We start from the raw sequence: 25,883 nt of genomic DNA on the forward strand, positions 1-25,883 counted from the left end.
CTGGTCACCATGAAGATCCTGCACACCTCGGACTGGCACGTCGGCAAGGTGCTCAAGGGGCAGTCCCGCGTCGACGAGCACAAGCAGGTGCTCGCCAACGTCATCGAGATCGCCGTCGCCGAACGTCCCGACCTGGTGATCGTCGCCGGCGACCTGTACGACACCGCCGCCCCGACGCCGGAGGCGACCCGGCTGGTCACCCGGGCGCTGACCGCGTTGCGGCGCACCGGGGCGGACGTGGTGGCGATCGGCGGCAACCACGACAACGGCCAGGCCCTCGACGCGCTGCGCCCCTGGGCCGAGGCGGCCGGCATCACCCTGCGCGGCAGCGTCCTGGCCAGTCCGGCCGAGCACGTGATCGACGGGGTGACCCGCGACGGTGAACGCTGGCAGCTCGCCGCGCTGCCGTTCCTGTCCCAGCGGTACGCCGTGCGCGCGGTGGAGATGTACGAGCTGACCGCCGCCGAGGCGACCCAGACGTACGCCGACCACCTGGGTCGGGTGCTGACCCGACTCACCGAGGGTTTCACCGAGCCGGACCGGGTGCACCTGGTCACCGCCCACCTCACCGTGGTCGGGGCGAGCACCGGCGGCGGCGAGCGGGACGCGCACACCGTGCTCGGCTACGCCGTCCCGGCGACGGTCTTCCCCGGCACCGCCCACTACGTGGCCCTGGGCCACCTGCACCGCTCGCAGCGGGTGATCGGGCCCTGCCCGGTGCGCTACAGCGGCAGCCCGATCGCGGTGGACTTCGGCGAGCAGGAGAACGTCCCCTCGGTGACGCTGGTCGAGGTGACCGCCCGCACCGCCGCCCAGGTACGCGAGGTGCCGGTGCCGGCGGCGGTGCCGCTGCGTACCGTCCGGGGCACGCTGGCCCAGCTCGCCGAGGCCACCCCGCCGGAGGGCTGGCTGCGCGTCTTCGTCCGCGAGCAGCCCCGGGCCGGGCTGCGCGAGGAGGTGCAGGAGCTGCTCCCCCGCGCGCTGGAGATCCGGATCGATCCGGAGCTGGTGCCCGCGCCCGGCAGCGGGACCCGGATGGCGCAGCGGGCCGGCCGTTCCCCGCGCCAGCTGTTCGCCGACTACCTGGACAGTCGGGGCCACGACGACGACGGGGTGCGGGAACTCTTCGACGAGCTCTTCGAGGAGGTGGACCGCTGATGCGCCCGATGCGGCTGGACATGGCGGGCTTCACCGTCTTCCGCGACGAGACCACCGTCGACTTCACCGACGCCGACTTCTTCGCGCTGGTCGGCCCGACCGGCTCCGGCAAGTCCACGGTGCTGGACGCGATCTGCTTCGCCCTGTACGGCACGGTGCCCCGCTGGGGCGGGACCCGGGGGCTGGCCAACGCGCTCGCGCCGTCGGCCACCGAGGCCCGGGTGCGGCTGGTCTTCGAGTCCGCCGGGGACCGCTACGTCGCCACCCGGGTGGTCCGCCGCGACGGCCGGGGCAACGTCAAGACCGCCAACGCCGGGTTGCAGCTCATGCCACCCGGCTTCGACGTCACCAAACTCGACACCGGACTGAGCCCGGAGGACCTGGGCGAGGTGGTCGCCGGCACCCCGGCCGAGATGGAGCAGGCGGTGCTGGAGGCGGTCGGGCTGCCGTACGAGCAGTTCACCTCCTGCGTGGTGCTGCCGCAGGGGCAGTTCGCCGACTTCCTGCACGCCAAGCCGGCCACCCGGCAGCAGATCCTGGTCAACCTGCTCGGCCTCGGCGTCTACGAGGACGTGCAGAAGCGCGCCACCGAGCGGGCCGGGCAGGCCGAGGCGAAGCTGGAGGCGGTCGACCGGATGCTCGCCGGGCTGACCGACGTCGACGACGCGACGCTGGCGGCCGCCACCGCGCAGGTCGAGCGGATGCGGGAGCTGTCCGGCGCGGTCGCCGCCGCCGTACCCGAGCGGGAGCGGGCGCGGGCGACGGCCCGCGAGGCGACGGCGGCGCTGGCCGCCCTCGACGCCGACCTGGCCGGGCTGGCCGGGGTGCGTGCGCCGGACGGGGTGGCCGAGGTGGCCCGCGCGGTGGCCACGGCGCGGGCGGCGGCCGAGGAGGCGGCGGCCGCGGTGGCGCTGGCCGAGGAGCGTGAGGAGAAGCTGCGCGGCGAACTCGCCGCCGCCGGCGACGAGAGCACCCTGCGGCTGCTGCTGCGGGCGCACGGCGACCGGGAGCGGCTGGCCGGCGAGGCCGAGACGGTCCGCGCGGCGGTCGGCGCGGCGCAGGCCGAGCACGAGGCGGCGGTGGCGGCGTTGGCGGCGGCCCGCGAGGCCGCGGCGCGGGCGGAGGCCGACCTGGAGGCGGCGTTCCGCGCCCACGAGGAGGCGAAGGCCACCGACCAGGCGGTCGCGTTGCGGGCGCACCTGTCCGACGGCGCGACCTGCCCGGTCTGCGAGCAGACCGTGGCCCTGGTGCCGGCGGTGCCGGCGGGCTCGGCGGTGGCCGCGGCGACCGCCGCCGGCAAGGCCGCCCGGGCCGCCACGAAGGGCGCGCAGGCGCTGGTGCAGGAGCGGGACGCGGCCGCGCGGGACCTGGAGCGGGTGCTGGTCCACGCCCGCGCCCGCGCCGACCAGCTCTCGGGCCGGCTGTCCGAGCTGGACGGCCAGCTCGCCGGGGCCGCCGCGCCGGCCGCGCTGCGCGCGGCGCTGGACGAGCACGCCCGGTTGCGCCGGGCCCTCGACGAGGCCGCGGCGGCGGTGCGGGCCGGCCGCGACGCCGCCCGCCGGGCCAGGGGCGCGCGGGACACGGCGGAGGATCGGTTGCGCGCGGCCTGGCGGGGTTTCGACACCGCCCGCGACGGGCTGGCCCGGTTCGGCCCGCCGGCCGCCGACCGCGACGACGTGGCGGGCGCCTGGGCCACCCTGGTCGGGTGGGCCGGCGAGCAGGTACGGCAGCGGCACGCCGAGCGGGTCGGGCTGGCCGCGTCGGTGGCCGAGGCGGAGGCGGCCGCCACGGCGGTCGAGGAACGGATCGCCGGGCTGCTCGCCACCGCCGGGCTGCCGCCCGACGACGACCCGGTCCGGGCCGTCGCGGTGGCCTCGGAGCGGGCGGAGGCGGAGCGGCGGCGGTTGCAGGAGCGCCGCGAGCAGGCCGGTGAGCTGCGCGAGCAGCGGGCCGAGCACGAGCGGCGGGCGCGTACCGCCCGGGCGCTGGCCGGGCACCTGCGGGCCAACAACTTCGAGCGGTGGCTGCTGGCCGAGGCACTGGACCTGCTGGTCGACGGGGCCTCCCGGATCCTGCGCGAACTCTCCCAGGGCCAGTACGACCTGGTGCACGACAAGGGCGAGTTCTTCGTGGTCGACCACCACGACGCGGGACTGCGCCGGGCGGTGCGCACCCTCTCCGGCGGCGAGACGTTCCAGGCGTCGCTGGCCCTGGCCCTGGCGTTGTCCGAGCAGCTCGCCGGGATGTCCACCACCGCGGCGAGCCTGGAGTCGATCGTGCTCGACGAGGGCTTCGGCACGCTGGACGCGGCCACCCTGGACACCGTGGCGGCGACCCTGGAGAGTCTGGCCGCCCGGGGCGACCGGATGGTCGGCGTGGTCACCCACGTGCCGGCGCTGGCCGAGCGGATCCCGGTCCGCTACGAGGTCCGCAAGGACGCCCGCACGGCCCGCGTCGAACGGACCGGCCTGTGACGGCGCGGCGGGGCCGCCTGGTGGCGGGCGACGTCGGGCCGGCGGACCGGTGCCCGGCGTGGACGGAGACGACGTGACCGGGCCGCGGCTCTTCGTGGACGCCTGGGACCCGTCCTACGGCGCGTCCTTCGAGGCGGCCCCGGGCGGGCCGGCCGCGCCGAGCAGCGCCCAGGTCGACGCGGACGTCGAACTGCCCGCGGTGGACTGGCGGGCGATCGGTCCCCGCCCGGGTCTGCGCGCGCCGGACGTGGTGCTGCTCGTCGACGGGGTACGCCGCATCGACGCCAGCGTCTGGACCGCCGAGGACGACGGCGCCTCGTTCCCCGGCATCGCCGCCTCGTACGCCGCCGGGGTGGTCCGCTGTGACCTGGAGCGCGGCGCGGCGGAGCTGGCCGGGGCGAAGGTCGGGCGGGGCCTGTTCACCGCCAGCCCGTCGGCCGAGGAGGTGGTCTGCGGGCGGGTGCGCTACCCGGTGCACCGGGTCGGCGGGGCGGGTGAGCTGAGCAAGCTGCCCGCCGCCGTGCAGGCGCCGCTGACCGCGCTGGAGGTGGCGGTCTCCGACGCCGCCCGCACCGACGGGGACCTGCTCGTGGTGGACGGGCCGCTGCGGGCCCGCCGGCAGTTGCCACGCACCCTCGGTTACATCAAGACCCAGCACAGCCAGTACCTCGACGCCCGGCTGACCGCCGTGGTGACCGGGTTGGGGCCGGGCGAGCGGTCCCCGGTGTTCCGCCTCGGCACCGCCTGGGGCGGCTGGTCGTGGTATCTGCGCCTGCCGGTCGCGGCCGGCGCGCCGTGGGCCGGCATCGTCCGGATGGAGTGCTCGGCGGAGCTGCCGCCGCAGGAGGCGATCGCGCTGGCCGACCTGTCGCTGGTCACCCTGCCCCGGTTCGCCTCCTCGCCGTACAAGGACCCGCGCGCCCCGCAGAACCTGGTGCCGATCGCCGGGCTGGAGCGGCGGCTGCGCGCGCTGCTGGGCGACGCCCGGCTGCTGCACCGGGCGCTGACCATGGCCACCCGGGGTCGCGGGGCGCGACGCTGATGGGCCGCCGCCGTGGCGACGACCGGGTCGTCGTGCCGGTCGACACCGGCCGGGCCGAGCTGGTGCCCGATCCGGACCGCTCCCGCTCGTGGACGCTGCTGCTGGACGGCGCGCCGCAGTCCCACGTGGACCTCGACGACCCGACCCACCTGGAGTTCGAGTACGTCCGCCGGCTCGGCGCGGCGCTCGACCTGCTCGCCCCGGCCGGCGTGCCGCTGCGGGTGCTGCACCTGGGCGGGGGCGCGCTGACCCTGCCCCGGTACGTGCAGTCCACCCGCCCGGGGTCCACCCAGCGGGTGTCCGAGGTGGACGGCGCGCTGGTGGAGCTGGTCCGCCGGGAGCTGCCCTGGGCGGCCGACCCCCGGCTGAAGGTGCGCATCGCCGACGCCCGCGCCACGCTGACCGCCACCCGCGACGGCGCGTACGACGTGGTGGTCGCCGACGTCTTCGCCGGCGCGCGCACGCCCGCCCACCTGACCAGCGTCGAGTACGCCGCCGAGGTGGCCCGGGTGCTCGCCCCGTCCGGCTGGTACCTGGCGAACCTCGCCGACGGCCCGCCGCTGCGGCACGCCCGCGCCCAGGTCGCCACGGTGCGCCAGGTGCTGCCGCGCGCCTGCCTGGTGGGCGACGCGGCGGTGCTGCGCGGGCGGCGGTACGGCAACCTGGTGCTCGTCGCGGGCCGGGTCGAGCCGCCGGTGCCGGAGCTGACCCGCCGCGCCGCCGGGGACTGGTTCCCGGGTCGGGTGGTGGCCGGCGCGGAGCTGGACCGGTTCGCCGGTGGCGCGCCGGTCGTCCACGACGCGGACGCCGTCGACTCCACCCCGCCGCCGCCCGGAATTTTTTCGGTACGCCGTTGATCCGTCGGGCCGGCCCGCACGTATCTTGGGGCGGCCCTCCCCGTGGGCCCGCTGATGTCATTGGACAGCAGGAGGTCTGCATGAGTGCGGTCGCGGCCGGCTTGCACGGCGAGATGGCCAGGCCAGGGTGGATGTTCGCCCGGGCCCAGCCCCAGCCCCGTGCCTCCAGGTCGACCCGGGGGGTCGACGCCGGGCCCACCGATCGCCAGAATGGCCCGGTGACGCCGCGACCGGCGCCCGGACGCCACCAGGCGGTGTCCCCTGAGGCCAGTCACTCCGACCAGCTGATCCGGCTGCTCTACGCAGAGCACGCCGGGCCGCTGCTGATGTTCGTGATGCGGCTGACCGGCGGTGACCGCCAGCGCGCCGAGGACATCGTGCAGGAGACCCTGCTGCGGGCCTGGCGCAACGCGCACCGGCTGGGCGCCCAGGGTCAGGGCTCGCTGCGCCCGTGGCTGGTGACGGTGGCCCGGCGGATCGCCATCGACGAGCACCGCAGCGAACAGGCCCGCCCGGCCGAGACGTACGACCGGGACCTGACCGCGTTCGCGGAGGCGGACAGCACCGACCGGGTGCTGCGCACCATGACGGTGGCGGACGCGCTGCGTACGCTGAGCCAGTCGCACCGGGAGATCCTGGTGGCGACGTACTTCCGGGGCCGTACGGTGCCGGAGGCGGCCGAGGAGCTGGGCCTTCCGCTCGGCACCGCCAAGTCGCGGGTCTACTACGCGCTGCGCGCGCTGCGCACGGCTCTGCAGGAGAGGGGGGTGACGGAATGAGCCGGGCCGAACACATGGACGTCGCCGCGTACGCGCTCGGCGTGCTGGACCAGCAGGACACCGAACGGTTCGAGGAGCACCTCGCCACGTGCTGGGCCTGCGCCGCCGAACTGGAGACGATGGTGCCCGTGGTGGGGCTGCTCTCCGACATCGACGGCGAGACGATGATGGCGATGGAGCACACGGCGACGGATCCGGCGCTGCTGGACCGTACGCTGGTCGCGGTCCGCGCCCACCGGCGGCGCGCCCGGTTCCGTCAGGTGCTGTCGATGGCCGCCGCGGTGGTGGCGGTCGGCGCGCTCAGCGGCATCGGTGTGGCCGTCCTCGGCGTCGGTGACGGCGGCGACCAGGTGATCGCCGAGCCGACGGTCTCCGCGCCGGCGGTGGACGGGCCGCCGACCCCGCAGCCCACCCGGTCCGGCCCCGGCGCGGGCGGTCCGAACGAGATCCCGGGCGAGCAGCACGACGCCACCGACGGCAGCACCGGGGTGAAGGCCACCATGTGGCTGGCCAACAAGGAGTACGGCACCTGGATCGGGTTCAACCTGACCCGGCTGCCCGGCCCGCGCACCTGCCGGCTGGTGGTGATCCGCAAGAACGCCACCACCGAGGTGATCTCCACCTGGTCGGTGCCGGGCGGCGGCTACGGCACCAACAGCAACCCGCAGGACCTCCAGTTGGAGGCGGCCACCTCGGCGCCGAAGAACGACATCGCGAAGTTGCAGGTGCAGTCGGTGGACGCGAACGGGGTGGCCAGCCCGCTGGTGACCGTCGTCCCCTGATCTCCCGCCGCACCGAGACGGCGTCGGCCCCGCGCGGGCCGGCGCCGTCTCGGCGTTCGCCCGGTGCGGGGCCGGATGTGCCGGTACACGTAGCGGTGCCCGGATCGGTTCAACGAATTTTAGTGAAATTGCCCACGGTCAATCGTTCAACCTTGACAGTGGACCCTCCGTACTACTCGGTGAACTGCCAAGAATGAGGAGGGCACGTGGCACAGATGAAGCGGACCGTCATCGTCGCGAGCGCGATGGTCGCACTTACGGCCTGCGCTCCCGCGGGTTACGACGCGAACAGCAGCGCGGCCGAGCCGGTCGCCGTCGCCGCGGCCGAGCCCACCGCGGCGGTGGAGCCGGAGGCCTCCGCGACTCCCGAGGCGCCCGCCGCCGACCAGGCGCCGCCCCCCGCCGACGTGCAGCTGACCGACCAGCTCGTCGGCAAGAACGTCGCCCGGATGGGCAAGGTCGTGACCGACCAGGAAGGCTTCGTGCTCTACCGCTTCGACAAGGACTCGGACGACCCGCCGTCGTCGAACTGCGTGGACAAGTGCGCCCAGGTGTGGCCGCCCGCGCTGACCGACGGCAACCCGCAGTTGCAGGGCGTCTCCGACGACAAGGTCGGCAGCGTCACCCGCCAGGACGGCACCCGCCAGATCACCATCGGCGGCTGGCCGGTCTACCGCTACATCGGTGACAAGAAGCCGGGCCAGTGGAAGGGCCAGGGCGTCGGCGGCACCTGGTTCGTCGTCCAGCCGGACGGCAAGAAGAACCTGGAGTGCCTGCCGACCGGCACCCCGAAGGCGGTCGCCCCGCCGGCCGAGAGCGGCGCGAACAGCGGCGGCGGCGAGTACTCGTACTGACCGGAGCCTCCGGTGTGAGACACGGTGGTCGGCCGCAGCCGGGGAGGGCGTGGCCGGCCACCGTCACGGATCCGGACGCCGACGTACCGGCAGCGTCGTGCGCCCCGGTCGTGGCGCCGGCCCCGTCGCGGGCCGGCGCCACGGTTCCTCCGCCGGAGCCCTCCCCCACGGAACCCCGCGAGCGGACGAGGGCGGTGCGCGCGTCAACGCCAGCCGGCGCGCCACCGAGGTCCCCCCAACCCCGCACCCACGGCCGCCTCGCGGCCGGTCCGCTCCCGGGATGGAGACACCGCCGACGTGCAGGGCGTCGGCGGTGTCGTCCGTCACGGGGCCGTCGCGTGGCAGAGTGTGCGGGTGACCTGGACCGAGCCCGCCGCGCGGCGGACCCTGCGCCCGCCGGCCGAGCACCGGCTGGCCGCCACCGTCCGGGCCCTCACCTTCAGCCCGTACGACCCCTGCGCGCGGATCGCCGCAGGCACCTTCTGGTACGCCACCCGCACCCCGGCCGGCCCGGCCACGCTGGCGCTGCGCCCCGGCGGCGGTGACCTGCTCGCCGAGGCGTACGGCCCGGGCGCCGGGTGGATCGTCGACCGGGCCGACGCGATCGCCGGGCTCCGCGACGACCTCACCGGTTTCGCCGAGCTGGCCGCCGCCCATCCGCTGGTGGCCCGGCTCGCCGCGGCGCACCGGGGGCTGCGGATGCCGGCCACCGGACAGGTCTTCCCCCGGGTGCTGCGGGCGGTCTTCGAGCAGAAGGTGACCGGCAAGGAGGCGTACCGGGCGTACGCGGCGACCGTGCGGCACTTCGGCGAGCCGGCGCCCGGGCCGATGCAGCCGCTGCTGCTGCCGCCCACGCCGGAGGCGGTCGCCGCCGCGCCGTACTGGGTCTTCCACCCGTTCGGGGTGGAGCAGCGCCGGGCCGACACGCTGCGCCGCGCCGCCGCGCTGGCCGAGCGGCTGGAACGCTGCGCGGACAGCGCCGAGGCCACCCGCCGGTTGACCGCGGTGCCCGGCATCGGAGCGTGGACGGCCGCCGAGGTGGTGCGCGTCGCGTACGGCGACCCGGACGCGGTCAGTGTCGGCGACTACCACGTGCCGCACACGGTCGCCTGGGCCCTGGCCGGTGAGGCGCGGGGCGACGACGAGCGGATGCTGGCCCTGTTGGAGCCGTTCCGTGGTCACCGGGGACGGGTCTGCCTGCTGCTCGCGGCGGCCGGCATCCAGGCGCCGAGGTACGGGCCACGGATGCCGATCCGCTCCTTCGCCCGCTTCTGAGCCCGCCGCCGCTCGCCCGGCGGTGCTGATCCCGGGCCCGCCGCCACGGTCACCGTGGTCGGCCGAGGCGGACCGCGCCGCGCCGGCTCAGCCCCGGGCGCAGAGGCGGCGCAGGGTGTGGGCGAGCCAGTGGGCGTACCCGTGTTGCACGGCCCGGCCGAGCGGTCCGGCGGCCCGCATGAACCACACCGCCGGCCGGCTGAACGCGACCACCTCGAACCAGACCGCGCCGGTGTCGTCCCGGGTGACCAGGAACGCCTCCTCGCCGTGCTCGGGGTGCCCGGGCAGGGTGCCGTAGCCGAAGCCGGCCAGCCGGCTGTCGGACTCCGCCCAGACCACCTCGCACGGGCCCCAGATCCGCAGCGGGCCGACGCCGAGGCCGGGGGTGACCCGTACGCCGGGGGCGGCGCGCGGGGCGTCGGTGCGCATGCGTACCCCGGCGGCCCGGTGCAGCCGCCAGGTCAGCACGGCCTCGGCCGCGACGGCGAAGCTGCCGTCGGGCAGCCGGCTCCGGTGGCGCAGGTGGTGCCAGCCGGCCGGCAGCGCCCCTTTCCGGGTGGTTCCCACCTGCGGATACGTCAGCTCGGACACGCCGTCCAGCCTAGGGCGGCGCGGTGGTCGCCGCAGGGTTGCCCGCCGTGGTCGGCGGGGCGTCGCACGCCGGGTGGCGGATGCCGCCGAACACCCCCGCCCATAGAGACATTTGCATTGATCTATCAATCTCCGGTAGGAAGACCGAAAGCACGACGAGGTGCTGGTTCCTGGGAAGGAGCGACGATGAAACTTGCCCTGCGCCGCCTGCGGACGGCGGCGGTCACGCTCAGCGCCCTCACGCTGGGGCTGAGCCTGGTGTCGGTACCCGCAGCCGAGGCGTCCTCGGTCCAGCCGCTCGCTCCGCACTCCGAGCGGGCGCCCGAATCGGAACAGTTCTCGGCGGAGGGCGTCACCACGGTCGGTGAGCTGCGCACGCTCGACGGTTCGCTGTCCTACGCCCGCGACGGTCGTACCCAGATCGTCCGGCACCCCGGCGCGACCTACGTCAAGGTGCACTTCCGCTCGCTGCGCCTGGCCGACGGCGAGTACGTCACCGTGTCCAGCCCCGACGGCAGGGAGAGCTACCGCTACGACCGCCACCTGAGCCGCGCGACCGGCTCGGACTACACCACCGACGGGCAGCCGGGCTTCTGGGCGATGTCGGTGGACGGCGACACCGCGGTGGTGACGCTGCACAGCAGCCGTCGCGCCCGGGGCAGCGCCGCGACCATCGACCGGTTCTGGCGCGGCTACGACCGCGCGGAGATCAGCCAGCACAACATCTCCCTGCAGTCCGTCTGCAGCACCGACGCCCGTCGCGACGTGGTCTGCTACCAGAGCAGCCACCCCGGCGAGTACGCCCGCGGCAACGCCGTGGCGCGGCTGCTGATCAGCGGCGGCGGGATGTGCACCACCTGGCGGGTGGGCAGCACCAACCGCATGCTGACCAACAAGCACTGCTTCTCGACGCAGTCCGCCGTCAGCGGGAGCGAGATGCAGTTCAACTACCAGTGCGCCACCTGCGGGGGCAACAACCCCGGCCCGGGCACCAAGGTCAGCGGCGCCACGCTGTACAAGGTGAGCAGCGGCGGCTCCGGCGAACTGGACTACGCCCTGTACTCGGTGAACAACTTCACCGCCATCCAGGGCTTCGGCACGCTGTTCCTGGCCACGACCGCCACCACCACGGGCACCCGGATGTACATCCCGGGCCACGGCGACGGCCGTCCGAAGCGGCTGTCGATCTTCGAGGACACCCAGAACGGCACCCGCTGCACCGTCAAGAACGCCAACTACAACACCTGGAACATCAGCTACAGCTGCGACACCTCCGGCGGCAACTCCGGCTCGCCGGTGCTGGACGCCAACCACCGGGTGATCGCCCTGCACCACCTCGGCGGCTGCCCGTCGAACCAGGGCGCGAAGGCCCACCTGATCTACAACCAGATCGCCAGCCTGATCGTCAACAGCTGACGGTGCGTGCCGGAGCGCGCGTCGCGCGCTCCGGCACGCTCGTCGTCGGGATCAGGCGGCCTCACGCAGGTCGGCCAGCCCGAGCGGGGTGTGCCGGCGCAGCAGCTCCTCCAGCTCGGCGACGGTGCCCACCTCACCGAGAACGTTCTTGCCGCCGCCGAAGCGGGCCGGGTAGCGGTGGGTCAGGCGGTACCGGTGCCGGCCCCGGACCAGCTCCACGGTGACCTGGAAGCGCCCGCAGCAGCAGCACACCAACCTCACCCGGCGACGGTAGCTCTGAGCTGCGCAGACACGATCCGTGCGGGAAGGACGGGCGGGACGCACGGGGACACGCCGTACCACTGCCGGCGGTGATCTGCCTCACGACTGTCGGTGCCGTCTGGTTGACTGGTCGCCGTGGACCTGCCGATCAATCCGCCGGTCGAACCGATGCTGGCCAAGAGCGTGGCCCGGTTGCCCACCGATCCCGGCCTGACGTACGAGCCGAAGTGGGACGGCTTCCGGTGCATCGTGTTCCGCGACGGCGACGAGGTCGAGCTGGCCAGCCGGGGCGGCAAGTCGATGACCCGCTACTTCCCCGAGGTGGTCGAACAGGCCCGCCGGCAGCTGCCCGAGCGGTGCGCGGTCGACGGCGAGCTGATCGTGATCCGCCGGGACGGCCCGGGCGGGCAGCCCCGGCTCGACTTCGAGCTGCTCGCCCAGCGCATCCATCCGGCCGCCTCCCGGGTGAAGCTGCTCGCCGAGACGACCCCCGCCGACTTCGTCGCCTTCGACCTGCTCGCCCTCGACGACGAGCTGCTGACCGGCGAGCCCTATCCGGTGCGCCGGGCCCGGTTGGAGGCGGCGCTGGCGACGGTCCGTCCGCCGGTGCACGTCACCCAGGTCACCACCGACCCGGAGACGGCCCGTCGCTGGTTCGAGGTGTTCGAGGGCGCCGGGCTGGACGGGTTGATCGTCAAGCCGGCCGACCTGCCGTACGAGCCGGGCAAGCGGCTGATGTCCAAGGTCAAGCACGCCCGCACCGCCGACGTGGTGGTGGCCGGCTTCCGCTGGCACAAGTCGGGACCGGTGGTCGGCTCCCTGCTGCTCGGCCTCCACGACGAGGACGGGGTGCTGCACCACGTGGGGGTGAGCGCGTCGTTCACCATGGCCCGCCGCCAGGAGCTGCTGGAGGAGCTGGCCCCCTACCGGGACGTCGACGGCGAGCACCCGTGGGTGCACGGCGACCACGAACGGGGCCAGCGCATCCCGGGCGGGGTGAGCCGGTGGACGGGCACGAAGAACCTGGAGTGGGAGCCGCTGCGCCCCGAGCTGGTGGTCGAGGTGGCGTACGACGCGATGGAGGGCGACCGGTTCCGGCACACCGCCCGGTTCGTCCGCTGGCGGCCCGACCGCGATCCCCGTTCCTGCCGCTACGACCAGCTCGACCGTCCGGTCCGCTTCGACGTGGACCAGGTCCTGCGGGGTGACCCGGCGGCGACCGTCGAGCCGGCCGCGACCGGTCCGGCGTAGCCTGGGCCGGAAAACGATCACGGAGGCTCGCTGGTGACCCGCACATCCCACCGGATCCGTCGGGTCCGGCTCACCCTGGCCGGGCTCGTCTCCGGCGCGCTGCTCGCCGCCGGCTGCACGCTGCCGGCGTTCGTGCCGGGCAGCGCCGAGAAGGCGGCGGCGCCGGGCACCGCGCCCACCTGGCGGGCCTGTCCGGAGGTCGCGGAGGAGCTGGTCGGTCGCGGCGCGCCGGGCATGCGGTACGAGTGCGCGAGGATCGCCGTGCCCCGCAACTGGGGCGCCGGCGCCGGGGCGACCGCCGGCCCGGGCACCGGGGAGACCTTCGAGATCGCGTTGCTGCGGGCCCGCTCGTCGAAGCAGCGGGACCGGATCGGCTCGCTGGTGATCAACCCCGGCGGGCCGGGCGGCTCCGGGGTGGACACCGCGGTCTACCTCTCCTTCGGCCAGGCCTTCGGCGGGTTGCCGGCGTCGATCACCGACCGGTTCGACATCGTCGGTTTCGACCCGCGCGGGGTGTCCCGGTCCAGCCCGGTCAAGTGCATCTCCGACGCCGACCTGGACGCCAGTTTCGGCGCCGATCCCGACCCGCGCAGCCAGGAGTCCTTCGACGCCTACCGCACGCTCAACCAGCGGGTCGGGCGCGGCTGCGGCGACAAGTACGGCGACCAGCTCCCCCTCTACGGCACCGAGCAGGCCGCCCGGGACATGGACGCGGTGCGCGCGGCGGTGGGCGACGAGAAGCTGACCTACCTCGGCTACTCCTACGGCACCCTGCTCGGGGCCACGTACGCCCAGCTCTACCCGCGCAACGTACGGGCCATGGTGCTCGACGGCGCGGTCGACCCGCGCCAGCAGCTGATCGCCGGCTCGGAGAGCCAGGCCAAGGGCTTCGAGCGGGCATTCGGCAACTTCACCCGGTGGTGCGCGGCCAACGCCGGGCGCTGCCCGATCGCCCCGGACGCCCGGGCCGCGGTGACCTCGGCGATCGACAAGGCGCGGGTCTCCCCGGCACGCGGCGCCGACGGGCGGGAGGCCACCTCGGGCTGGGTCTTCTACGCGGTCATCTCGTCGCTCTACACGGAGTCGGGCTGGGAGGAGTTGGCCCGGGCCGTGGACAAGCTGGAGGGCGGCGACCCGAGCGGGGTGTTCGCCCTCGCCGACGCGTACGCGGGCCGGGACGAGGAGGGCAACTACTCCAACCTGTTCGACGCGAACCTCGCCGTCAACTGCGCCGACGAGACGGAGAAGCCGAGCATCGCCCGGATCCGCGAACTGCAGTCGCAGTGGCGGGACAGGTACCCGCTCTTCGGCCCGTCGCTGGCGGTGGGGATGCTCGGCTGCGTGGAGTGGCCGGGCGGGCGGGACCCGTACCCGACCGGCCGGGCCGAGGGCGCCCCGCCGATCGTGGTGGTCGGCACCACCGGGGACCCGGCCACCCCGTACGAGCAGACCGCGAAGCTGGCCTCGATGCTGGGGGTGGGCCGGGTCCTGACCTGGGAGGGCGAGGGGCACACCGCCTACCCGCAGACGGCCTGCGTCACCGACGCGGTGGACGCGTACCTGATCTCGCTGACGGTGCCCCGGGAAGGGCTGCGCTGCCCGGCCCGGTGACCGGGAACGGTCATCCGGCCGGCGGGGGCGTCCAGTCGACCGGGAGCCGGCCGAGGCGGACCCGTTGCGGGTGGTCGCCGACGGGCACGCTGGCCACCTTCTGCCCGGTGGCGAAGCTGATCGCGGTGACCCGGTCGGCGCCGGCCTCGGAGATCACGCAGTCCCGACCGTCCCCGCTGACGGTGGCCCAGTACGGCTTGCTCGCGGTCACCAGCGGCCCCTCGCGCAGCGTGGACCGGTCCACGATCGTGGCGTAGTCGTCCATGGTGCCGGCCACGCAGAGCTTGCCGCCGTCGGGGCTGATCGACATCCCGTGGTGGCGGGAGTCGTTCACCCAGCTGGTGCGGTCCTCGCTGGTCGCCGAGTTCTTCGGCAGCTCCTCGACCCGGGTGACCCGGTCGGCGGCGACGTCGTACTCGACCAGGCCGTGGAAGAACGAGACCTGGAAGTACAGGCTGCGCCCGTCCGGGGTGAGCACGGCCGGGCGGACGGCGTCGGAGAGGTCCCGGCGCCCGGCCGCGTCCAGCCGGTCCCGCATGTCGATCACCTTCACCACCTCGAAGGTGCGGGTGTCGGCGACGGTGATCCTGCGGTCCCCCTTGGTCCAGTCGAGCCAGGGCGCGTCCAGGGCGGTGTTCACCTCGCCGATCGACATGTTCCACAGGTACCGGCCGCCGTCGGTGAAGATGTTCTCGTGCGGCTTGTCCCCGGTGGCGAAGGAGCCGACCTGCCGGCCGGTGACGATGTCCAGCACGTGCACGGTGTTGCCGGTGGAGGCGGAGACGGCCACCCGGGTGCCGTCCGGTGACACCGCCATGTGGTCGGAGCGGAAGCCGGACACCGGGAACCGCCACCTGATCCTCCCGGTGGCCAGGTCGATCGAGACCACGTCGGCGAAGCTGGGCCGGGACACCACCAGCGCGGTGCCGTCCGGCGTGGTGTACATGTCGTCGACCAACTGGTCGTGTCCCTCGCCGGGGCCCTGCCGGATGCCGAGGAAGAACGCCAGCCTGATCGGGTTGAGGTAGATCTCCCGCAGCCGTTCCGCCCGGTCGGGGACCACGTCGATCCGGCCCAACCGGGCGTAGTCGCCGTGGGAACGGATGACGTCGGCGGTGCCCTCCCAGTTGTTGCCGACGAACATCACCTCCTGCAACGGCGCGGTGGAGGCGGCCGGGGCCGCCGTCACCGGGGCTCCGACGGCGGTGAGGGCGAGCACGGTGAGGGCGGCGACCACCGTGCGCCGGGCGCGGACACGGGACGCGGACGGCGGTACGCAGACGGGCGGTACGGGTGCCATGGACCTCTCCTGGAAGGCCGGTGCGCATCGACACTTGTCAGTGTTACCTTGCGGTAACACCCAGGAGACCAACCGGCCCGCCGCCCCGGATAGGGGCCGGACTCCAAAACCGGGGCGGTCCCTTGTGGCGGGACTACAACGGGAAGGCGGCAGCAGCGATGGCCGGCACCGGAAGCGCCACCTCCCTCGGCACGCTGCTGCGCGAGCTGACCGCCGACACGGCGGCCGTGGAGGAGGTGGTGCGGGCCGCCCGGGGAAACTCCCCCGAGATCGCCCGGCTCCCCCCGGCCGAGGTCCGCCGACAGGTCGTCGCCCTGCTCACCTGCGGCCTGACCGCACTGGAGCGCCGGGACGACCCGGCCGAGCGGGACTTCGCCGAGGCGCGTCGACTCGGCGCCGACCGGGCCGCGCAGGGAGTCACCGTCGCCGGACTGCTGCAGGGCGTACAGGCCGGGCGCAACCGGGCGGTGGAGCTGGTGGTCCGGCACGGCCGGGCGGCCGGGATCCCGGACGACGTGCTGGTGGAGGGGCTGCTCACCATCGGGCGGTACGCCGCCGCGCTGGAGCGCGCCGTGGTCGACGGGCACCGCCGCGCCGAACGGGACCTGGCCCGCGCCGGCCACGACGCCCGTACCCGGCTGCTGCGCCGGTTGCTGATCGGGCAGGAGCCGGTCGAGCGGGCGGCGGAGGAGCTGGGCCGGTTCGGGCTGCGCGCCGAGGGGCCGTACCACTGTCTGGTGGCCGAGGGTGGCGACCCGGTCCGGGCCCACGCGCTGACCCGGCGGCTCTCCCACTACGGGGCCGTCCTCGGCACGGTCGAGGGCCGGCTGGCCGGGCTGGCCCGCCGGCTGCCCCCGGCCGACCGACTCGACCCGGGCGTGCTGGTGGTCGCCGCGCCCGCCGGCCCGCTGGACCGGGCGCCGGCCATGTACGCCCTCTGCGTGGCCGCCCTGCGCGCGGCGGCCCGGCGCGGCCGGCACGGCCTGCACCAGGTGACGGAGCTGGCCGGCGAGACCGCGCTGGCCGCCCAGCCGGCGCTGGCCGAGCTGCTCGGCGCGACCCTGCCGGCGGGGCTGGACCCGAGCGACGAGTTCCACCGGGAGCTGGCCTCGACCGCGTTGACCTGGCTGGACCACGGGCAGCGGTTGGACCACGCGGCGGCCGCGTTGCACGTGCACCCGAACACGGTCCGGTACCGGCTGCGCCGGCTGCGGGAGCTGACCGGTTTCCCGGCGGTGGTCGAGACGCCCGGCGGCTGGCCGGTGCTGGAGACCGTCCGCTGGTGGTGGGCGCTGCGGACCTGGCGGGAGCGGGGCTGACGGCCGGGGTCACCCCTGCGGCGGACGCCTCTTCCTGGACCGCTCCCAGACCGGCACCGACCGCTCCGGCGAGGCGGGCGGCAGCGGCTCGAGCTCGGGCAGGTCGATGCCCTGCCGGGCGGCCAACTCCTCCAGCAGCGCCCGCATCCGGCGCACGTCCCGCTTCAGCTCCTCCTGCTCGTTGTGCTCGAAGGCGTCGTCGTCGACGATGAGCCGGCTGGCGAAGTGCGCGGTGATCAGGGGGATGACCAGCAGCACCATGGTGGAGATGAGCAGCGCCGCGAGGCTACGCCCCTGCCAGGTGGTCGGTGAGATGTCGCCGTAGCCGACGGTGGAGGCGGTGACCACCGCCCACCAGACCGCGTCGGCGGGGGTGCGGTTCTCCACCTGCCCGTAGATCACGCCCGCCACCACGATCATCAGCAGGTACGAAATGATCAGGGTGCGCGGCGAGTTCGCGAACCAGACCAGCCCGCGGTAGATCCAGCGGAACGGCAGCAGCAGGAGCTCCATGCCGCACCATGCTGCCCGCTGCGGGCAACCCCGGCGGGCACATCGGCCGGTGTCGTTGTGGCAGGCTGCGGCCATGACCGACGTGATCTTCCGGGAGGCGGTCCGGGCGGACCTGCCGACCCTCATCGCCCTGCTCGCCGACGACGTGCTCGGCAAGGCCCGGGACTTCACCGAGGTGGACGAGGCGTACGAGCGGGCGTTCGCCGACATCACCGCCGACCCGCGCAACCAGCAGATCGTCGCCGAGCGGGGCGGCGAGATCGTCGGCTGCATGCAGATCACCTACCTCCCGGGGCTTGGCCGGCACGGCGCCGAACGGGCCCTGATCGAGTCGGTACGGGTCCGCTCCGACCTGCGCGGGCAGGGGCTGGGCCGGCTGATGATGCAGTGGGCGATCGACCAGGCCCGGCAGCGGGGCTGCGCGCTGGTGCAGCTCACCACCGACAAGTCCCGCGACGACGCCCACCGCTTCTACCGCACCCTGGGTTTCGTCGCCAGCCACGAGGGCATGAAGCTCCCGCTCTGACGGCAGTGGCCGGACGGGCCGCGATCCATCCACGCCATCAGGTCCGTAGCGTCCGCGCACCCACTCCGAGGCCTGGCCCGATCCGCGATCCGACCCGGACCCGGACCCGGGCCGGGTCGGGCCGTCAGTCGTCGACGAGGTGGCCGTCGCGGAGGGTGAGGGTACGGTCGGCCAGTTCGAGCAGGGCCGGGTCGTGCGTGGCGACCAGCGCGGTCATCCCCCGGGCGTGCACCACCGCACGCAGCAGATCCATGATCGACCGGCCGGTCTCCGAGTCGAGCTGGCCGGTCGGCTCGTCCGCGATCAGCAGGTCCGGCTCGTTGGCCAGCGCCCGGGCCACCGCCACCCGCTGCTGCTGCCCGCCGGAGAGCTCGTACGGCCGCTGCGCCGCGTGCCCACCCAGCCCCACCAGCTCCAGCAGCACCGCCACCCGTTCCTCCCGCTCCGCCGCCGGCACCCGGGCCAGCCGCAACGGCACCCCGACGTTCTCGGCGGCGGAGAGGATCGGCACCAGCCCGAAGGTCTGGAACACGAACCCCACCGTGCCCCGGCGCAGCCGCAGCAGCTCCGCCTCCCCGGCGGCGGTCACGTCGTGCCCGGCCACGTGCACCCGGCCGCTGTCCGGCCGGTCCAGCCCGCCGACCAGGTTGAGCAGGGTGGTCTTGCCGGCGCCCGAGCGGCCCCGCACCGCCACCAGCTCGCCCCGGCCGGCCCGGAACGAGACGTCCCGTACGGCGTGCACGGCGTGCGCGCCCCGGCCGAAGGTCCGGCTCACCCCCTCGACCCGGACGACCTCGTCGACGACCGCGTCGACAGCCCCGAGGGTGGAAACCTGCTCGCTCATGCGTCACTCCGTTCGGTGCCGGCGCCCGTGTCGCCGGAGCGGACCTCGACGTGGTCCGGTTCGAGGTTCAGGCGGACCCGGTCGCGCAGCGACAGGGCGTCGACGAAGGACGCCGGCAGCTGCATCCGACCGCTGCGGTCGAGCACGGCGTACTCCTCGCTGACCAGTTCGGTGCTGCCGTCGGCGGTGACCCGCGCCGTCCGGCGTACCTCGGAGGAGGTCCGGCCGTCGCGGATCGCGACGGTCCGGCGGACCTGGGTGGCCACGGCCTGGTCGTGGGTGACCACCACGATGGTCACGCCCAACTCGGCGTTGATGGTGCGCAGCGCCGCGAAGACCTCCGCGCCGGTGGCCTCGTCCAGCTCGCCGGTCGGCTCGTCGGCGAAGAGCACCTCCGGGTCGTTCGCCACCGCCACGGCGACCGCGCAGCGCTGCTGCTCGCCACCGCTGAGCTGGCCCGGCCGGCGGTCGGCGCAGTAGCCGACGCCCACCATCTCCAGCAGCTCCTGCGCCCGCGTGCGCCGGGCCCGCCGGCCGCCGGAGCGCCCGGCCAGCCGCATCGGCAGCTCCACGTTCTCCCGCGCGGTCAGGTACGGCAGCAGGTTGCGGCCGGTCTGCTGCCAGACGAAGCCGACCACGTCCCGCCGGTAGCTCAACCGCCGCCGGTTCGACAGCGCCAGCAGGTCGTAGTCGGCGACCCGGGCGATCCCGGCGGTCGGGGTGTCCAGCCCGGAGAGGATGTTGAGCAGCGTCGACTTGCCCGAGCCGGACGCGCCGACGATCGCCACCAGCTCGCCCCGGTCGATGACCAGGTCCAGCCCCTGCAGGGCGACCACCTCGACCCCCTCGGTCTTGAAGATGCGAACCAGCCCGTCGCAGACGATGTGCCCGCGCAGACGGTCCCGGCCGCCGGCCCGCTCGGCCGCGCGGTGCGCGGCCCGCCGCTGCAACTCGGCCAGGTCCGGTACGGCGGTGCTCTCGGCGGTAGCGGTCATCTCAGCTCTCCTCTCCGAGCCGGAGCACCTCGCCGAGGCGCAACCGACGGTTGTTCACGGCCTCGACCGCGACGGCGAAGGCCAGGGCCAGCACGGCCAGCCCGAGCACCCCGGCGACCAGGCCGGGCTCGAAACGGACGGTCACCGGCGCCCCGCCCGTGAACGCGGACAGCCCCAGCACCGGATTGAGCAGCACCGGCAGCAGGGCGCCGACCACCGCCCCGGTCAGCACCGAGACCACCACCAGCGGAGCCAACTCGATCAGCAGCAGGCCCTGCCACTGCCGGCGGGACAGCCCCATGGTGCGCAGCCGGGACAGCACCTGACCGCGCCCCCGGGCCCCGGCCAGCACGGCGAACGCCAGGGCGAGCAGCCCGAGCAGGGCGCCCCCGGCCGCGCCCACGGCGAAGCCGAAGACGAGCAGCCCGTTGACTCCGCTGCCGCCGAGCCGTTCCCGCTCCGCCGCCCACGTCGTCACCCTCGGCGGCAGCGGGCGCTTCCCGCCGGTCACCGTCCCGTCGGTCTGGTAGCGGGTCTGGCCCTCCTCGGCGACCCGGGCCAGGGCGGCCGGGTCGACCGGGCGGTCGCCGGCGGCGAGCAGGAAGCCGGTCGGGGCCAGCGGGTACGGCCCGTCGGCCGGCAGCTCCGGCCAGGGCAGCACCACGAACCGGCCGATCTCCGCCGGCACCAGCGGGAACCGCGGGGTCGTGCCGGCGATGCGGAACGGCAGCTTGTTGCCCTGCACGTCCACCCAACCGGGGCGCTTCCCGGCCCGGTCGGCGAGTTCCGCGTCGGCCAGCGCGGCGGCGAAGTCCGGTGACACCAGCGCCGGCAGCGAACTCGCCCGATCGCCACGCAACGTCCCCGGCACCGCCACGTCGAGCCCCGACCGGCGGGCCACCTCCGCGAAGCCGGCCGGCTCCACCAGCAGCACGTACGCCTCACCTGCGCCGGCGGGGCTGCCGTCGGCGTCGGCGTACAGCCGCTGGCCCCGCTGGGCGAGCACGGGGGTGACCGCCCGGACCCCGGGCAGCCCGCCCAGCGCCGCCGCGGTGTCCGGGGCGAACCGGTCCCCGGCGACCAGCGCGTCGGCCGGCACGGCCCGGGTGACCGCCCGGTCCCGGCCGTCCTCGATGCCGACGGCCACCACCCCGCAGAAGGCCGCCGTCGCGATCGCCAGCACCACCACCACCAGCGGCGCGGCCACCCCGGCCCGGCCGGCACGGGCGGTGCCGAGGAAGGCCACCACCCCGCGTGCCCGGACGGCCAGCCGGCTGGCCAGCCGCAACGGCCACGGGTACGCGCGCAGCGCCAGCAGCGCGGCGGCGACCGCGAGCAGCACCGGCACCGACACCAGCAGCGGATCCACCTCCCCGCCGAGCGTCAGGCCCCGCCGGCGCAGCAGGAACGCGGCGAGCACGGCCAGCCCGACCAGGGTGACCTCCACGGTCAGCCGGCCCGCCCCGCCCCGGAACCGGAGCAGGTCCCGACGACCGCCCACGCCGCCGCGCTGGGCGGCCAGCACCGCCACCGGCAGCGCCACGGTGGCCAGCAACGCGGCGGCCACCGCCAGCCGGACGGCCGGGCCGGGCGTGTTGCCGTCCAGCGGGTCGGTCGGGAGGAGACCGCCCAGCAGCCAGCCCGCCACGGCGGCGGCCGGCACCACCAGCGCCGACTCGGCCAGGCCACGGCGCACCACCCGCAGCGCCGAACCGCCCCGGGCCCGCAGCAGGACGTACTCGTCGCGGCGGCGACGCACCGCCAGCCCGGCCGCCAGCGCGGTCAACCCGGCGAGGGTGGCGAGCACCCCGGCGGCGATGACGGTGAGCAGGGTACGGGCGGCGGCGAGCGCCTCGGCGTACTGCCGCAGCGGGATGTCGACGCCCTGGGAGAAGTGCAGCCCGGACGGTCGTTCACGGTCCACCTCGGAGAGGCCGGCGATCAGCGCGTCGAGCCGCCCCGGGGCGAGCCGGCCGGGGTCGACCCGGTAGCGGTAGCTGACGCCGGCCGCCCAGCCGCCCTCCACCCGGTTGTCCAGCCCGACCGGGTCGGTCAGCCCGACGAGCTGGAACGGCTGCCCGTCCCCGACCGGCGGGGTCAGCCGCAGCGCGGACGGCAGCCCGTCCCAGATGCCGTCGGCCGGGTCGTGGGGACGGAACACGCCGACCACCACCACGGGGGCGGCGCCGTACTCGCTGCCGTCCGGCCGGTACAGGGCCGCCCGCAGCCGGCTGCCGGCGCGCACCCCGAGGGTGCGGGCCACCGGCTCGGCGAGCGCGATCTCCACCGCCGCCTCCCGGCGGGTCCCCTGTCCCGCCCAGCGCCCCTCGACGAGGGTGGCCGCCTCGGGCAGCCCGGTCGTGGTGCGCAGGGCCAGGTCGAACAGGCCCTTGTCGCGGGTGAGTTCCGGGCCCTTCAGCCGGGCGAAACCGGTGTCGGCGGCGTACCAGCGCTCGCCGATCACGTCCCGCACCACCGGGGGCATGCCGGCGGCCAGGTCGTCGAGCGGGCCCCGGTGGGTGGCGGTCCAGCGGGTCGTGCCGGGCGGCGGGATCTCCGGCGCACGCCGGTAGAGCAGGTCCCGTCCCTGGCCCGGCACGTCGGCCAGCTGCTCCCGCAGGCCCTGGCCGGACAGCCGCTCCGCCAGCCGGGGCACCCCGGTCACCAGCACCGCCGTCACCAGCGTCAGCGCCATCAGGAGCAGGAAGTGTCCCCCGTACGCGCGGACCCTGCGCGCCACCGCCAGGACGCTCATCGTTCTCCCCCGATCCGGAGCTGGACCGCCGCGACGCGCTGCCGCAGGCCGGTGGTGAGCACCGCGCTGAACGCGAGGGCGGCCACCAGCAGCCCCAGCGCGGTGAGGCCGATCGGCGTCCACGGCACGGTGAACGCGGCCTCCGGCACGGGCCGCCCCGCGCCGGGGGTGAGGATCACCAACGGGGCCATGGTGGCGCCGACGCCCGCGCCGACCAGCAGGCCGACGGTCACGCCGATGCCGGCCAGGAAGGTCTGTTCGGCGAGCAGCGCCCGGGCCAGCACGGGTGGCCCGGCGCCCAGGGTGTGCAGCACCGCCAGCTCGGCCATCCGGCGTCGCCCGGTGGCCCAGACGTCCACGGCGAGGCCGACCAGGGCGAGCAGCACCGACCCGAGCGCCGCGGCGAGCAGTCCGGTCCGGGCGCCCCGCCAGTACGGGTCGCGGGCCGCCGCCTCGGCGGCCTCCCGCCGGTCGAGCACGGTCACGCCGGGCAGTTCCCGCACCGCCGCCGCGGCGGCGACGTGCCCGCCCGGATCGGTGCGCAGCCACCACTCCGGCACCGGCCGGACGGTGGCCCGCTGCCGGACCAGCCACTGCGTGGCGGCGGGCAGGTCGATCAGCATCGCTCCCCCGGCGTCCCCGGCGCCCGGCACCGCACGCAGCTCACCGACCACCCGCACCGGCACCGACGCGCCGGACAGGGCGAGCGGCACCACGTCACCGGGGCGGACGTCGAGGGCCGCCAGCACCTGCGGGGTGACCAGCGCCGGCACCGCCGCGCTCTCGCCCGCCGGGACGACCGCGTAGCGGATCGTCGGCTGGCTGGCGAAGCGTCCGCCCTCGGTCAGCACGACCGGATAGTCCACGTCCACCCCGACGGCGGAGACCCCGGTCGTCCGCACCGGCTTCTCACGCAGGGCGTCCACCAGGGACCAGTCGCCGGTCAGCTCCACCGCCCGGGCGGTCCCGGCGGCGTCCTCGACGCGCAGGCCGTCGACCTGGAGGCCGTAGCCGCGGGCGGCGGCGTCACCGGCGTCGGCCTGGAAGCCGGCCACCCGCCACGGTGGCCCGGCGGGCAGGTCGACGGTGAACGGCACGGCCCGGTCGTCGGCGGAGTTCGTGGTGGCCAGCGGCAGCCGCAGGGCGAGCCCGTCGGCGCGGGTGAGCAGCACCGTCACCTCGATGGACTGCGGCACGACCAGGTCGCGTACCGGGGTGCGGACGGTGCCGGTGAGCCGCCGCGCGTCGGCCGGCAACGAGACCCCGGCGGCCTCGTCGCGCTCGCGCGCCATCCGGTCGAGCAGCTCGCGCGGCGGCCGGTCGCCCAGCCGGTCGGCGATCCGGGCCACGTCACCGGCGGCGGCCGTGTCCAGGGCCAGCACCGTGGTCGGCAGGCTGGCGCGGCCCAGTCGGATCTCGTCGCGCCAGGCCGGCAGCACCTGCCGCACCCCCGCCGCGCCGGCCAGCGCGGCGGAGCGGTCCACCGGCGCGGCGCCACCGCGCTCGACCACCCGCAGGTCCGCGCCGACGCTGTGGTCGGCCTGGTCGGTCTGCGACCGCTCCCAGGTGTTGACCAGGGTCCAGGCCAGGGTGCTGGCACCGACGGCGAGGGCGAGCAGCAGCACGGGCCCGGCGTGCGGGCGGCGGCCGGCCTGCCACATGCCGAGCATGGTGGCCGTCCACGGCCGGCGGTCGACGAACCGCTCGGCGACCCGGGTGACCGGCGGCAGCAGCCGCAGCGCGAGCACCGCCCCGGCCAGCACGCCCAGGGTCGGGGCGACGGCGAGCAGCGGGTCGATGCCGAGTCGTCCACCCGCGCCGGCCAGCGGCGACGAGTACTGCCGCAGCTGCGTCCAGGCGAGCAGGGCGAGCAGCACCAGGGCCAGGTCGACGCCGGCCCGCTGCACGGTCGCGGCCCGGGTGGGGCGGGAGCGGGCGGCCATGTCGGCGACGTAGCTGCCGGCCCGGCGCAGCGCCGGCAGCACCATGGCGATCAGGCAGCCGACCGCCGCGGCGAGCGCCACCGTCCAGACCGTGCCGGCGCCACCGCCGCCCAGCCGCAGGTCGGTCAGCCCGTCCTCGCCGCCGACGCGGCGCAGCACCAGGCCGGCCAGCGGCGGCGCGAGCAGCGCCGCCGGCAGCACCACCAGGGTCGCCTCCCGTACGGCGAGCCCGGCGAGCTGACTGCGGGCCGCCCCCCGGGCCCGCAGCAGCGCGGTCTGGCCCCTACGGTCCTCGTTGAGCAGCGCGGCGACGAGCACCAGCGCGTACCCGCCGAGGACCACGATCAGCAGCAGCGGGGTGAGCAGCGCCGAACGCCCCACCAGGTCGGCCCGGCCGAGCCGGTCGATCAGCCGGTCCAGTCCACTGACACTCTGCGCCGACGAGCCGAGTCCCGCCTCCTCCGGCACGTCGCGCAGGGCGACGGCCACCGCCTGCCCGACGTCGGGCAGCCGGCTCGGCGCGACGCCGGTGAGGTCCGGCTCGACCACCCAGGAGATCGAGGTGGAGCCGGGAAAGGTACGGACGAAGTCCGCCGGGTCGAGGACGAACGGCCCGTACGAGCCGCCGTCGCTCTCGGCGGTGCCCACCGCCCCCGGCGCGAGCTGCCAGTAGGCGGCGGCCGGGTCGCGGGGGCGGAAGACCCCGGCGACCACCACGTCGGCGGCCCGGCCGGTGCTGCGGTCGGTCATCGGCACCCGGCTGCCGGCGGTGAGCCGCAGCGCGCCCGCCACCCGCTCCGGGACGGCGACCTGGGTCTGCGACGCCCCGGCGGTGGGCCAGGACCCGGCGACGAGGTCGGCGCGGGCGGGCAGGTCGTCGAGGGTGGCCAGGTCGGCGAAGACCGGATCGTCGTCGACCCGGGCGCCGCCCAGGTCGCCGGTGAGTTCCCGGCCGGTGCCGTGCCGGGCGGCCGACACGGTGACCGTCGCGTCGCCCAACCCGCGGGCGAACCGGTCCCGCACCGTCCGGTCGCGGGCGGCGGCCTCGGCCGCGTCCCGGCCACCGGAGCCGCTGATCAGCAGGCTGCGTTCGGCGGCCGGCGCGGCGGCGAGCATGGCCCGCTGACCGGCGTCGACCGCGCGGCGGCTGTAGTCGGAGAGCCCGGTGACGAGGGCGACCGCGACCAACGCTGCGGCCGTCGCCGCCAGCAGCAGACCCCGCGCCTCGCGGGCCCGCCTCCACACCAGTTTCATCCGACGCCTCCCCGTCCGCCCCCGTCGGGCCGACGACCAGACAGAGCGGGTGGGGCCGGAAAAGGTTCGCGCCCTTTACGTGA

21 protein-coding genes are annotated in these 25,883 nt (G+C 75.6%); 13 read left to right on the forward strand and 8 right to left on the reverse strand.

All coding sequences use genetic code 11. The annotated features are described in order from the left end of the window. Positions 1 to 9: 9 nt before the first annotated feature. The 8 genes from ACPFP2_RS20310 to ACPFP2_RS20345 all read left to right on the forward strand — a co-directional run bounded on the left by ACPFP2_RS20310 (position 10) and on the right by ACPFP2_RS20345 (position 9,221). The gene (locus ACPFP2_RS20310; RefSeq protein WP_424090743.1) at positions 10 to 1,158 is read left to right on the forward strand and encodes an exonuclease SbcCD subunit D; all 1,149 of its coding nucleotides are present in this window, start codon (positions 10 to 12) and stop codon (positions 1,156 to 1,158) included. Next, on the forward strand, positions 1,158 to 3,632 hold the full coding sequence (locus tag ACPFP2_RS20315; protein WP_424090744.1) for an AAA family ATPase: 2,475 nt from the start codon (positions 1,158 to 1,160) through the stop codon (positions 3,630 to 3,632). The genes ACPFP2_RS20310 and ACPFP2_RS20315 overlap by 1 nt, the downstream gene beginning before the upstream one ends. A gap of 73 nt (positions 3,633 to 3,705) precedes the next feature. Beyond that, positions 3,706 to 4,674, forward strand: coding sequence for a hypothetical protein (locus ACPFP2_RS20320; protein WP_424090745.1), 969 nt, complete (start codon positions 3,706 to 3,708; stop codon positions 4,672 to 4,674). After that, positions 4,674 to 5,531, forward strand: a complete 858-nt coding sequence (locus ACPFP2_RS20325; protein WP_424090746.1) for a spermidine synthase — start codon at positions 4,674 to 4,676, stop codon at positions 5,529 to 5,531. Before ACPFP2_RS20320 ends, ACPFP2_RS20325 begins: the two co-directional genes overlap by 1 nt. 80 nt (positions 5,532 to 5,611) lie before the next feature. Beyond that, complete coding sequence (locus ACPFP2_RS20330) at positions 5,612 to 6,310, forward strand: sigma-70 family RNA polymerase sigma factor (protein WP_424090747.1); 699 nt, start codon at positions 5,612 to 5,614, stop codon at positions 6,308 to 6,310. Then, a complete protein-coding gene (locus tag ACPFP2_RS20335; RefSeq protein WP_424090748.1) occupies positions 6,307 to 7,092 on the forward strand; it encodes an anti-sigma factor family protein in 786 nt (261 codons plus the stop codon). The genes ACPFP2_RS20330 and ACPFP2_RS20335 overlap by 4 nt, the downstream gene beginning before the upstream one ends. 206 nt (positions 7,093 to 7,298) lie before the next feature. After that, the gene (locus ACPFP2_RS20340) at positions 7,299 to 7,946 is read left to right on the forward strand and encodes a hypothetical protein (protein ID WP_424090749.1); all 648 of its coding nucleotides are present in this window, start codon (positions 7,299 to 7,301) and stop codon (positions 7,944 to 7,946) included. Between the two features lie 354 nt (positions 7,947 to 8,300). Continuing rightward, positions 8,301 to 9,221: a DNA-3-methyladenine glycosylase family protein gene (locus ACPFP2_RS20345; RefSeq protein WP_424090750.1), complete on the forward strand. Its 921-nt coding sequence runs from the start codon at positions 8,301 to 8,303 to the stop codon at positions 9,219 to 9,221. A gap of 87 nt (positions 9,222 to 9,308) precedes the next feature. On the opposite strand, the gene ACPFP2_RS20350 is transcribed toward ACPFP2_RS20345, so the two are convergent. Beyond that, positions 9,309 to 9,812, reverse strand: coding sequence for a DUF1990 family protein (locus ACPFP2_RS20350; protein ID WP_424090751.1), 504 nt, complete (start codon positions 9,810 to 9,812; stop codon positions 9,309 to 9,311). Between the two features lie 186 nt (positions 9,813 to 9,998). Between ACPFP2_RS20350 and ACPFP2_RS20355 the strand changes: the two genes are divergently transcribed. Next, a complete protein-coding gene (locus ACPFP2_RS20355; protein ID WP_424090752.1) occupies positions 9,999 to 11,228 on the forward strand; it encodes a trypsin-like serine peptidase in 1,230 nt (409 codons plus the stop codon). A 51-nt stretch (positions 11,229 to 11,279) separates the two neighbouring features. Here ACPFP2_RS20355 and ACPFP2_RS20360 read toward each other — a convergent pair whose 3' ends face one another. Further along, positions 11,280 to 11,489: a hypothetical protein gene (locus tag ACPFP2_RS20360; RefSeq protein WP_424090753.1), complete on the reverse strand. Its 210-nt coding sequence runs from the start codon at positions 11,487 to 11,489 to the stop codon at positions 11,280 to 11,282. 135 nt (positions 11,490 to 11,624) lie between these two features. On the opposite strand from ACPFP2_RS20360, the gene ACPFP2_RS20365 reads away from it, so the two are divergent. Both ACPFP2_RS20365 and ACPFP2_RS20370 read left to right on the forward strand, forming a co-directional pair. Then, positions 11,625 to 12,740 carry an ATP-dependent DNA ligase gene (locus tag ACPFP2_RS20365; RefSeq protein WP_424090754.1) on the forward strand — a complete coding sequence of 372 codons (1,116 nt, stop codon included), beginning with the start codon at positions 11,625 to 11,627 and terminating at the stop codon, positions 12,738 to 12,740. Positions 12,741 to 12,794: 54 nt separating this feature from the next. Then, positions 12,795 to 14,351, forward strand: coding sequence for an alpha/beta hydrolase (locus ACPFP2_RS20370; protein WP_424090825.1), 1,557 nt, complete (start codon positions 12,795 to 12,797; stop codon positions 14,349 to 14,351). 10 nt (positions 14,352 to 14,361) lie between these two features. Here the strand turns inward: ACPFP2_RS20370 and ACPFP2_RS20375 are convergent, their stop codons facing one another. Beyond that, positions 14,362 to 15,651 (reverse strand): YncE family protein, encoded by a 1,290-nt coding sequence (locus ACPFP2_RS20375; RefSeq protein WP_424090755.1) that lies wholly within the window; start codon positions 15,649 to 15,651, stop codon positions 14,362 to 14,364. A gap of 158 nt (positions 15,652 to 15,809) precedes the next feature. Here ACPFP2_RS20375 and ACPFP2_RS20380 point away from each other — a divergent pair, with 158 nt between their 5' ends. Further along, positions 15,810 to 16,970: a helix-turn-helix domain-containing protein gene (locus ACPFP2_RS20380; RefSeq protein WP_424090756.1), complete on the forward strand. Its 1,161-nt coding sequence runs from the start codon at positions 15,810 to 15,812 to the stop codon at positions 16,968 to 16,970. Positions 16,971 to 16,979: 9 nt separating this feature from the next. On the opposite strand, the gene ACPFP2_RS20385 is transcribed toward ACPFP2_RS20380, so the two are convergent. Beyond that, positions 16,980 to 17,483 (reverse strand): ion channel, encoded by a 504-nt coding sequence (locus ACPFP2_RS20385; protein ID WP_424090757.1) that lies wholly within the window; start codon positions 17,481 to 17,483, stop codon positions 16,980 to 16,982. A 73-nt stretch (positions 17,484 to 17,556) separates the two neighbouring features. Here ACPFP2_RS20385 and ACPFP2_RS20390 point away from each other — a divergent pair, with 73 nt between their 5' ends. Further along, on the forward strand, positions 17,557 to 18,009 hold the full coding sequence (locus ACPFP2_RS20390) for an N-acetyltransferase family protein (RefSeq protein WP_424090758.1): 453 nt from the start codon (positions 17,557 to 17,559) through the stop codon (positions 18,007 to 18,009). Between the two features lie 124 nt (positions 18,010 to 18,133). On the opposite strand, the gene ACPFP2_RS20395 is transcribed toward ACPFP2_RS20390, so the two are convergent. From ACPFP2_RS20395 to ACPFP2_RS20410, 4 genes are read right to left on the reverse strand one after another with little or no spacing between them, the layout of a single operon-like run. Continuing rightward, positions 18,134 to 18,853, reverse strand: coding sequence for an ABC transporter ATP-binding protein (locus ACPFP2_RS20395; protein ID WP_424090759.1), 720 nt, complete (start codon positions 18,851 to 18,853; stop codon positions 18,134 to 18,136). Further along, on the reverse strand, positions 18,850 to 19,848 hold the full coding sequence (locus ACPFP2_RS20400) for an ABC transporter ATP-binding protein (protein WP_424090760.1): 999 nt from the start codon (positions 19,846 to 19,848) through the stop codon (positions 18,850 to 18,852). Before ACPFP2_RS20400 ends, ACPFP2_RS20395 begins: the two co-directional genes overlap by 4 nt. 1 nt (position 19,849) lies before the next feature. Beyond that, positions 19,850 to 22,603, reverse strand: a complete 2,754-nt coding sequence (locus tag ACPFP2_RS20405; RefSeq protein WP_424090761.1) for an FtsX-like permease family protein — start codon at positions 22,601 to 22,603, stop codon at positions 19,850 to 19,852. Further along, positions 22,600 to 25,800, reverse strand: a complete 3,201-nt coding sequence (locus tag ACPFP2_RS20410) for an FtsX-like permease family protein (RefSeq protein WP_424090762.1) — start codon at positions 25,798 to 25,800, stop codon at positions 22,600 to 22,602. The genes ACPFP2_RS20405 and ACPFP2_RS20410 overlap by 4 nt, the downstream gene beginning before the upstream one ends. Positions 25,801 to 25,883 lie beyond the last annotated feature (83 nt).

It is taken from the genome of Micromonospora citrea (assembly GCF_049629545.1).
Classification (GTDB): domain Bacteria; phylum Actinomycetota; class Actinomycetes; order Mycobacteriales; family Micromonosporaceae; genus Micromonospora; species Micromonospora citrea_A.

Excerpts from the sequence above, each read along its gene's own strand:
- ACPFP2_RS20310 (WP_424090743.1), top strand. The coding sequence starts at position 10 with ATGAAGATCCTGCACACCTCGGACTGGCACGTCGGCAAGGTGCTCAAG.
- ACPFP2_RS20315 (WP_424090744.1), top strand. The coding sequence starts at position 1,158 with ATGCGCCCGATGCGGCTGGACATGGCGGGCTTCACCGTCTTCCGCGAC.
- ACPFP2_RS20325 (WP_424090746.1), top strand. The coding sequence starts at position 4,674 with ATGGGCCGCCGCCGTGGCGACGACCGGGTCGTCGTGCCGGTCGACACC.
- ACPFP2_RS20330 (WP_424090747.1), top strand. The coding sequence starts at position 5,612 with ATGAGTGCGGTCGCGGCCGGCTTGCACGGCGAGATGGCCAGGCCAGGG.
- ACPFP2_RS20335 (WP_424090748.1), top strand. The coding sequence starts at position 6,307 with ATGAGCCGGGCCGAACACATGGACGTCGCCGCGTACGCGCTCGGCGTG.
- ACPFP2_RS20355 (WP_424090752.1), top strand. The coding sequence starts at position 9,999 with ATGAAACTTGCCCTGCGCCGCCTGCGGACGGCGGCGGTCACGCTCAGC.
- ACPFP2_RS20375 (WP_424090755.1), bottom strand. The coding sequence starts at position 15,651 with ATGGCACCCGTACCGCCCGTCTGCGTACCGCCGTCCGCGTCCCGTGTC.
- ACPFP2_RS20380 (WP_424090756.1), top strand. The coding sequence starts at position 15,810 with ATGGCCGGCACCGGAAGCGCCACCTCCCTCGGCACGCTGCTGCGCGAG.
- ACPFP2_RS20385 (WP_424090757.1), bottom strand. The coding sequence starts at position 17,483 with ATGGAGCTCCTGCTGCTGCCGTTCCGCTGGATCTACCGCGGGCTGGTC.
- ACPFP2_RS20390 (WP_424090758.1), top strand. The coding sequence starts at position 17,557 with ATGACCGACGTGATCTTCCGGGAGGCGGTCCGGGCGGACCTGCCGACC.
- ACPFP2_RS20395 (WP_424090759.1), bottom strand. The coding sequence starts at position 18,853 with ATGAGCGAGCAGGTTTCCACCCTCGGGGCTGTCGACGCGGTCGTCGAC.
- ACPFP2_RS20400 (WP_424090760.1), bottom strand. The coding sequence starts at position 19,848 with ATGACCGCTACCGCCGAGAGCACCGCCGTACCGGACCTGGCCGAGTTG.
- ACPFP2_RS20405 (WP_424090761.1), bottom strand. The coding sequence starts at position 22,603 with ATGAGCGTCCTGGCGGTGGCGCGCAGGGTCCGCGCGTACGGGGGACAC.
- ACPFP2_RS20410 (WP_424090762.1), bottom strand. The coding sequence starts at position 25,800 with ATGAAACTGGTGTGGAGGCGGGCCCGCGAGGCGCGGGGTCTGCTGCTG.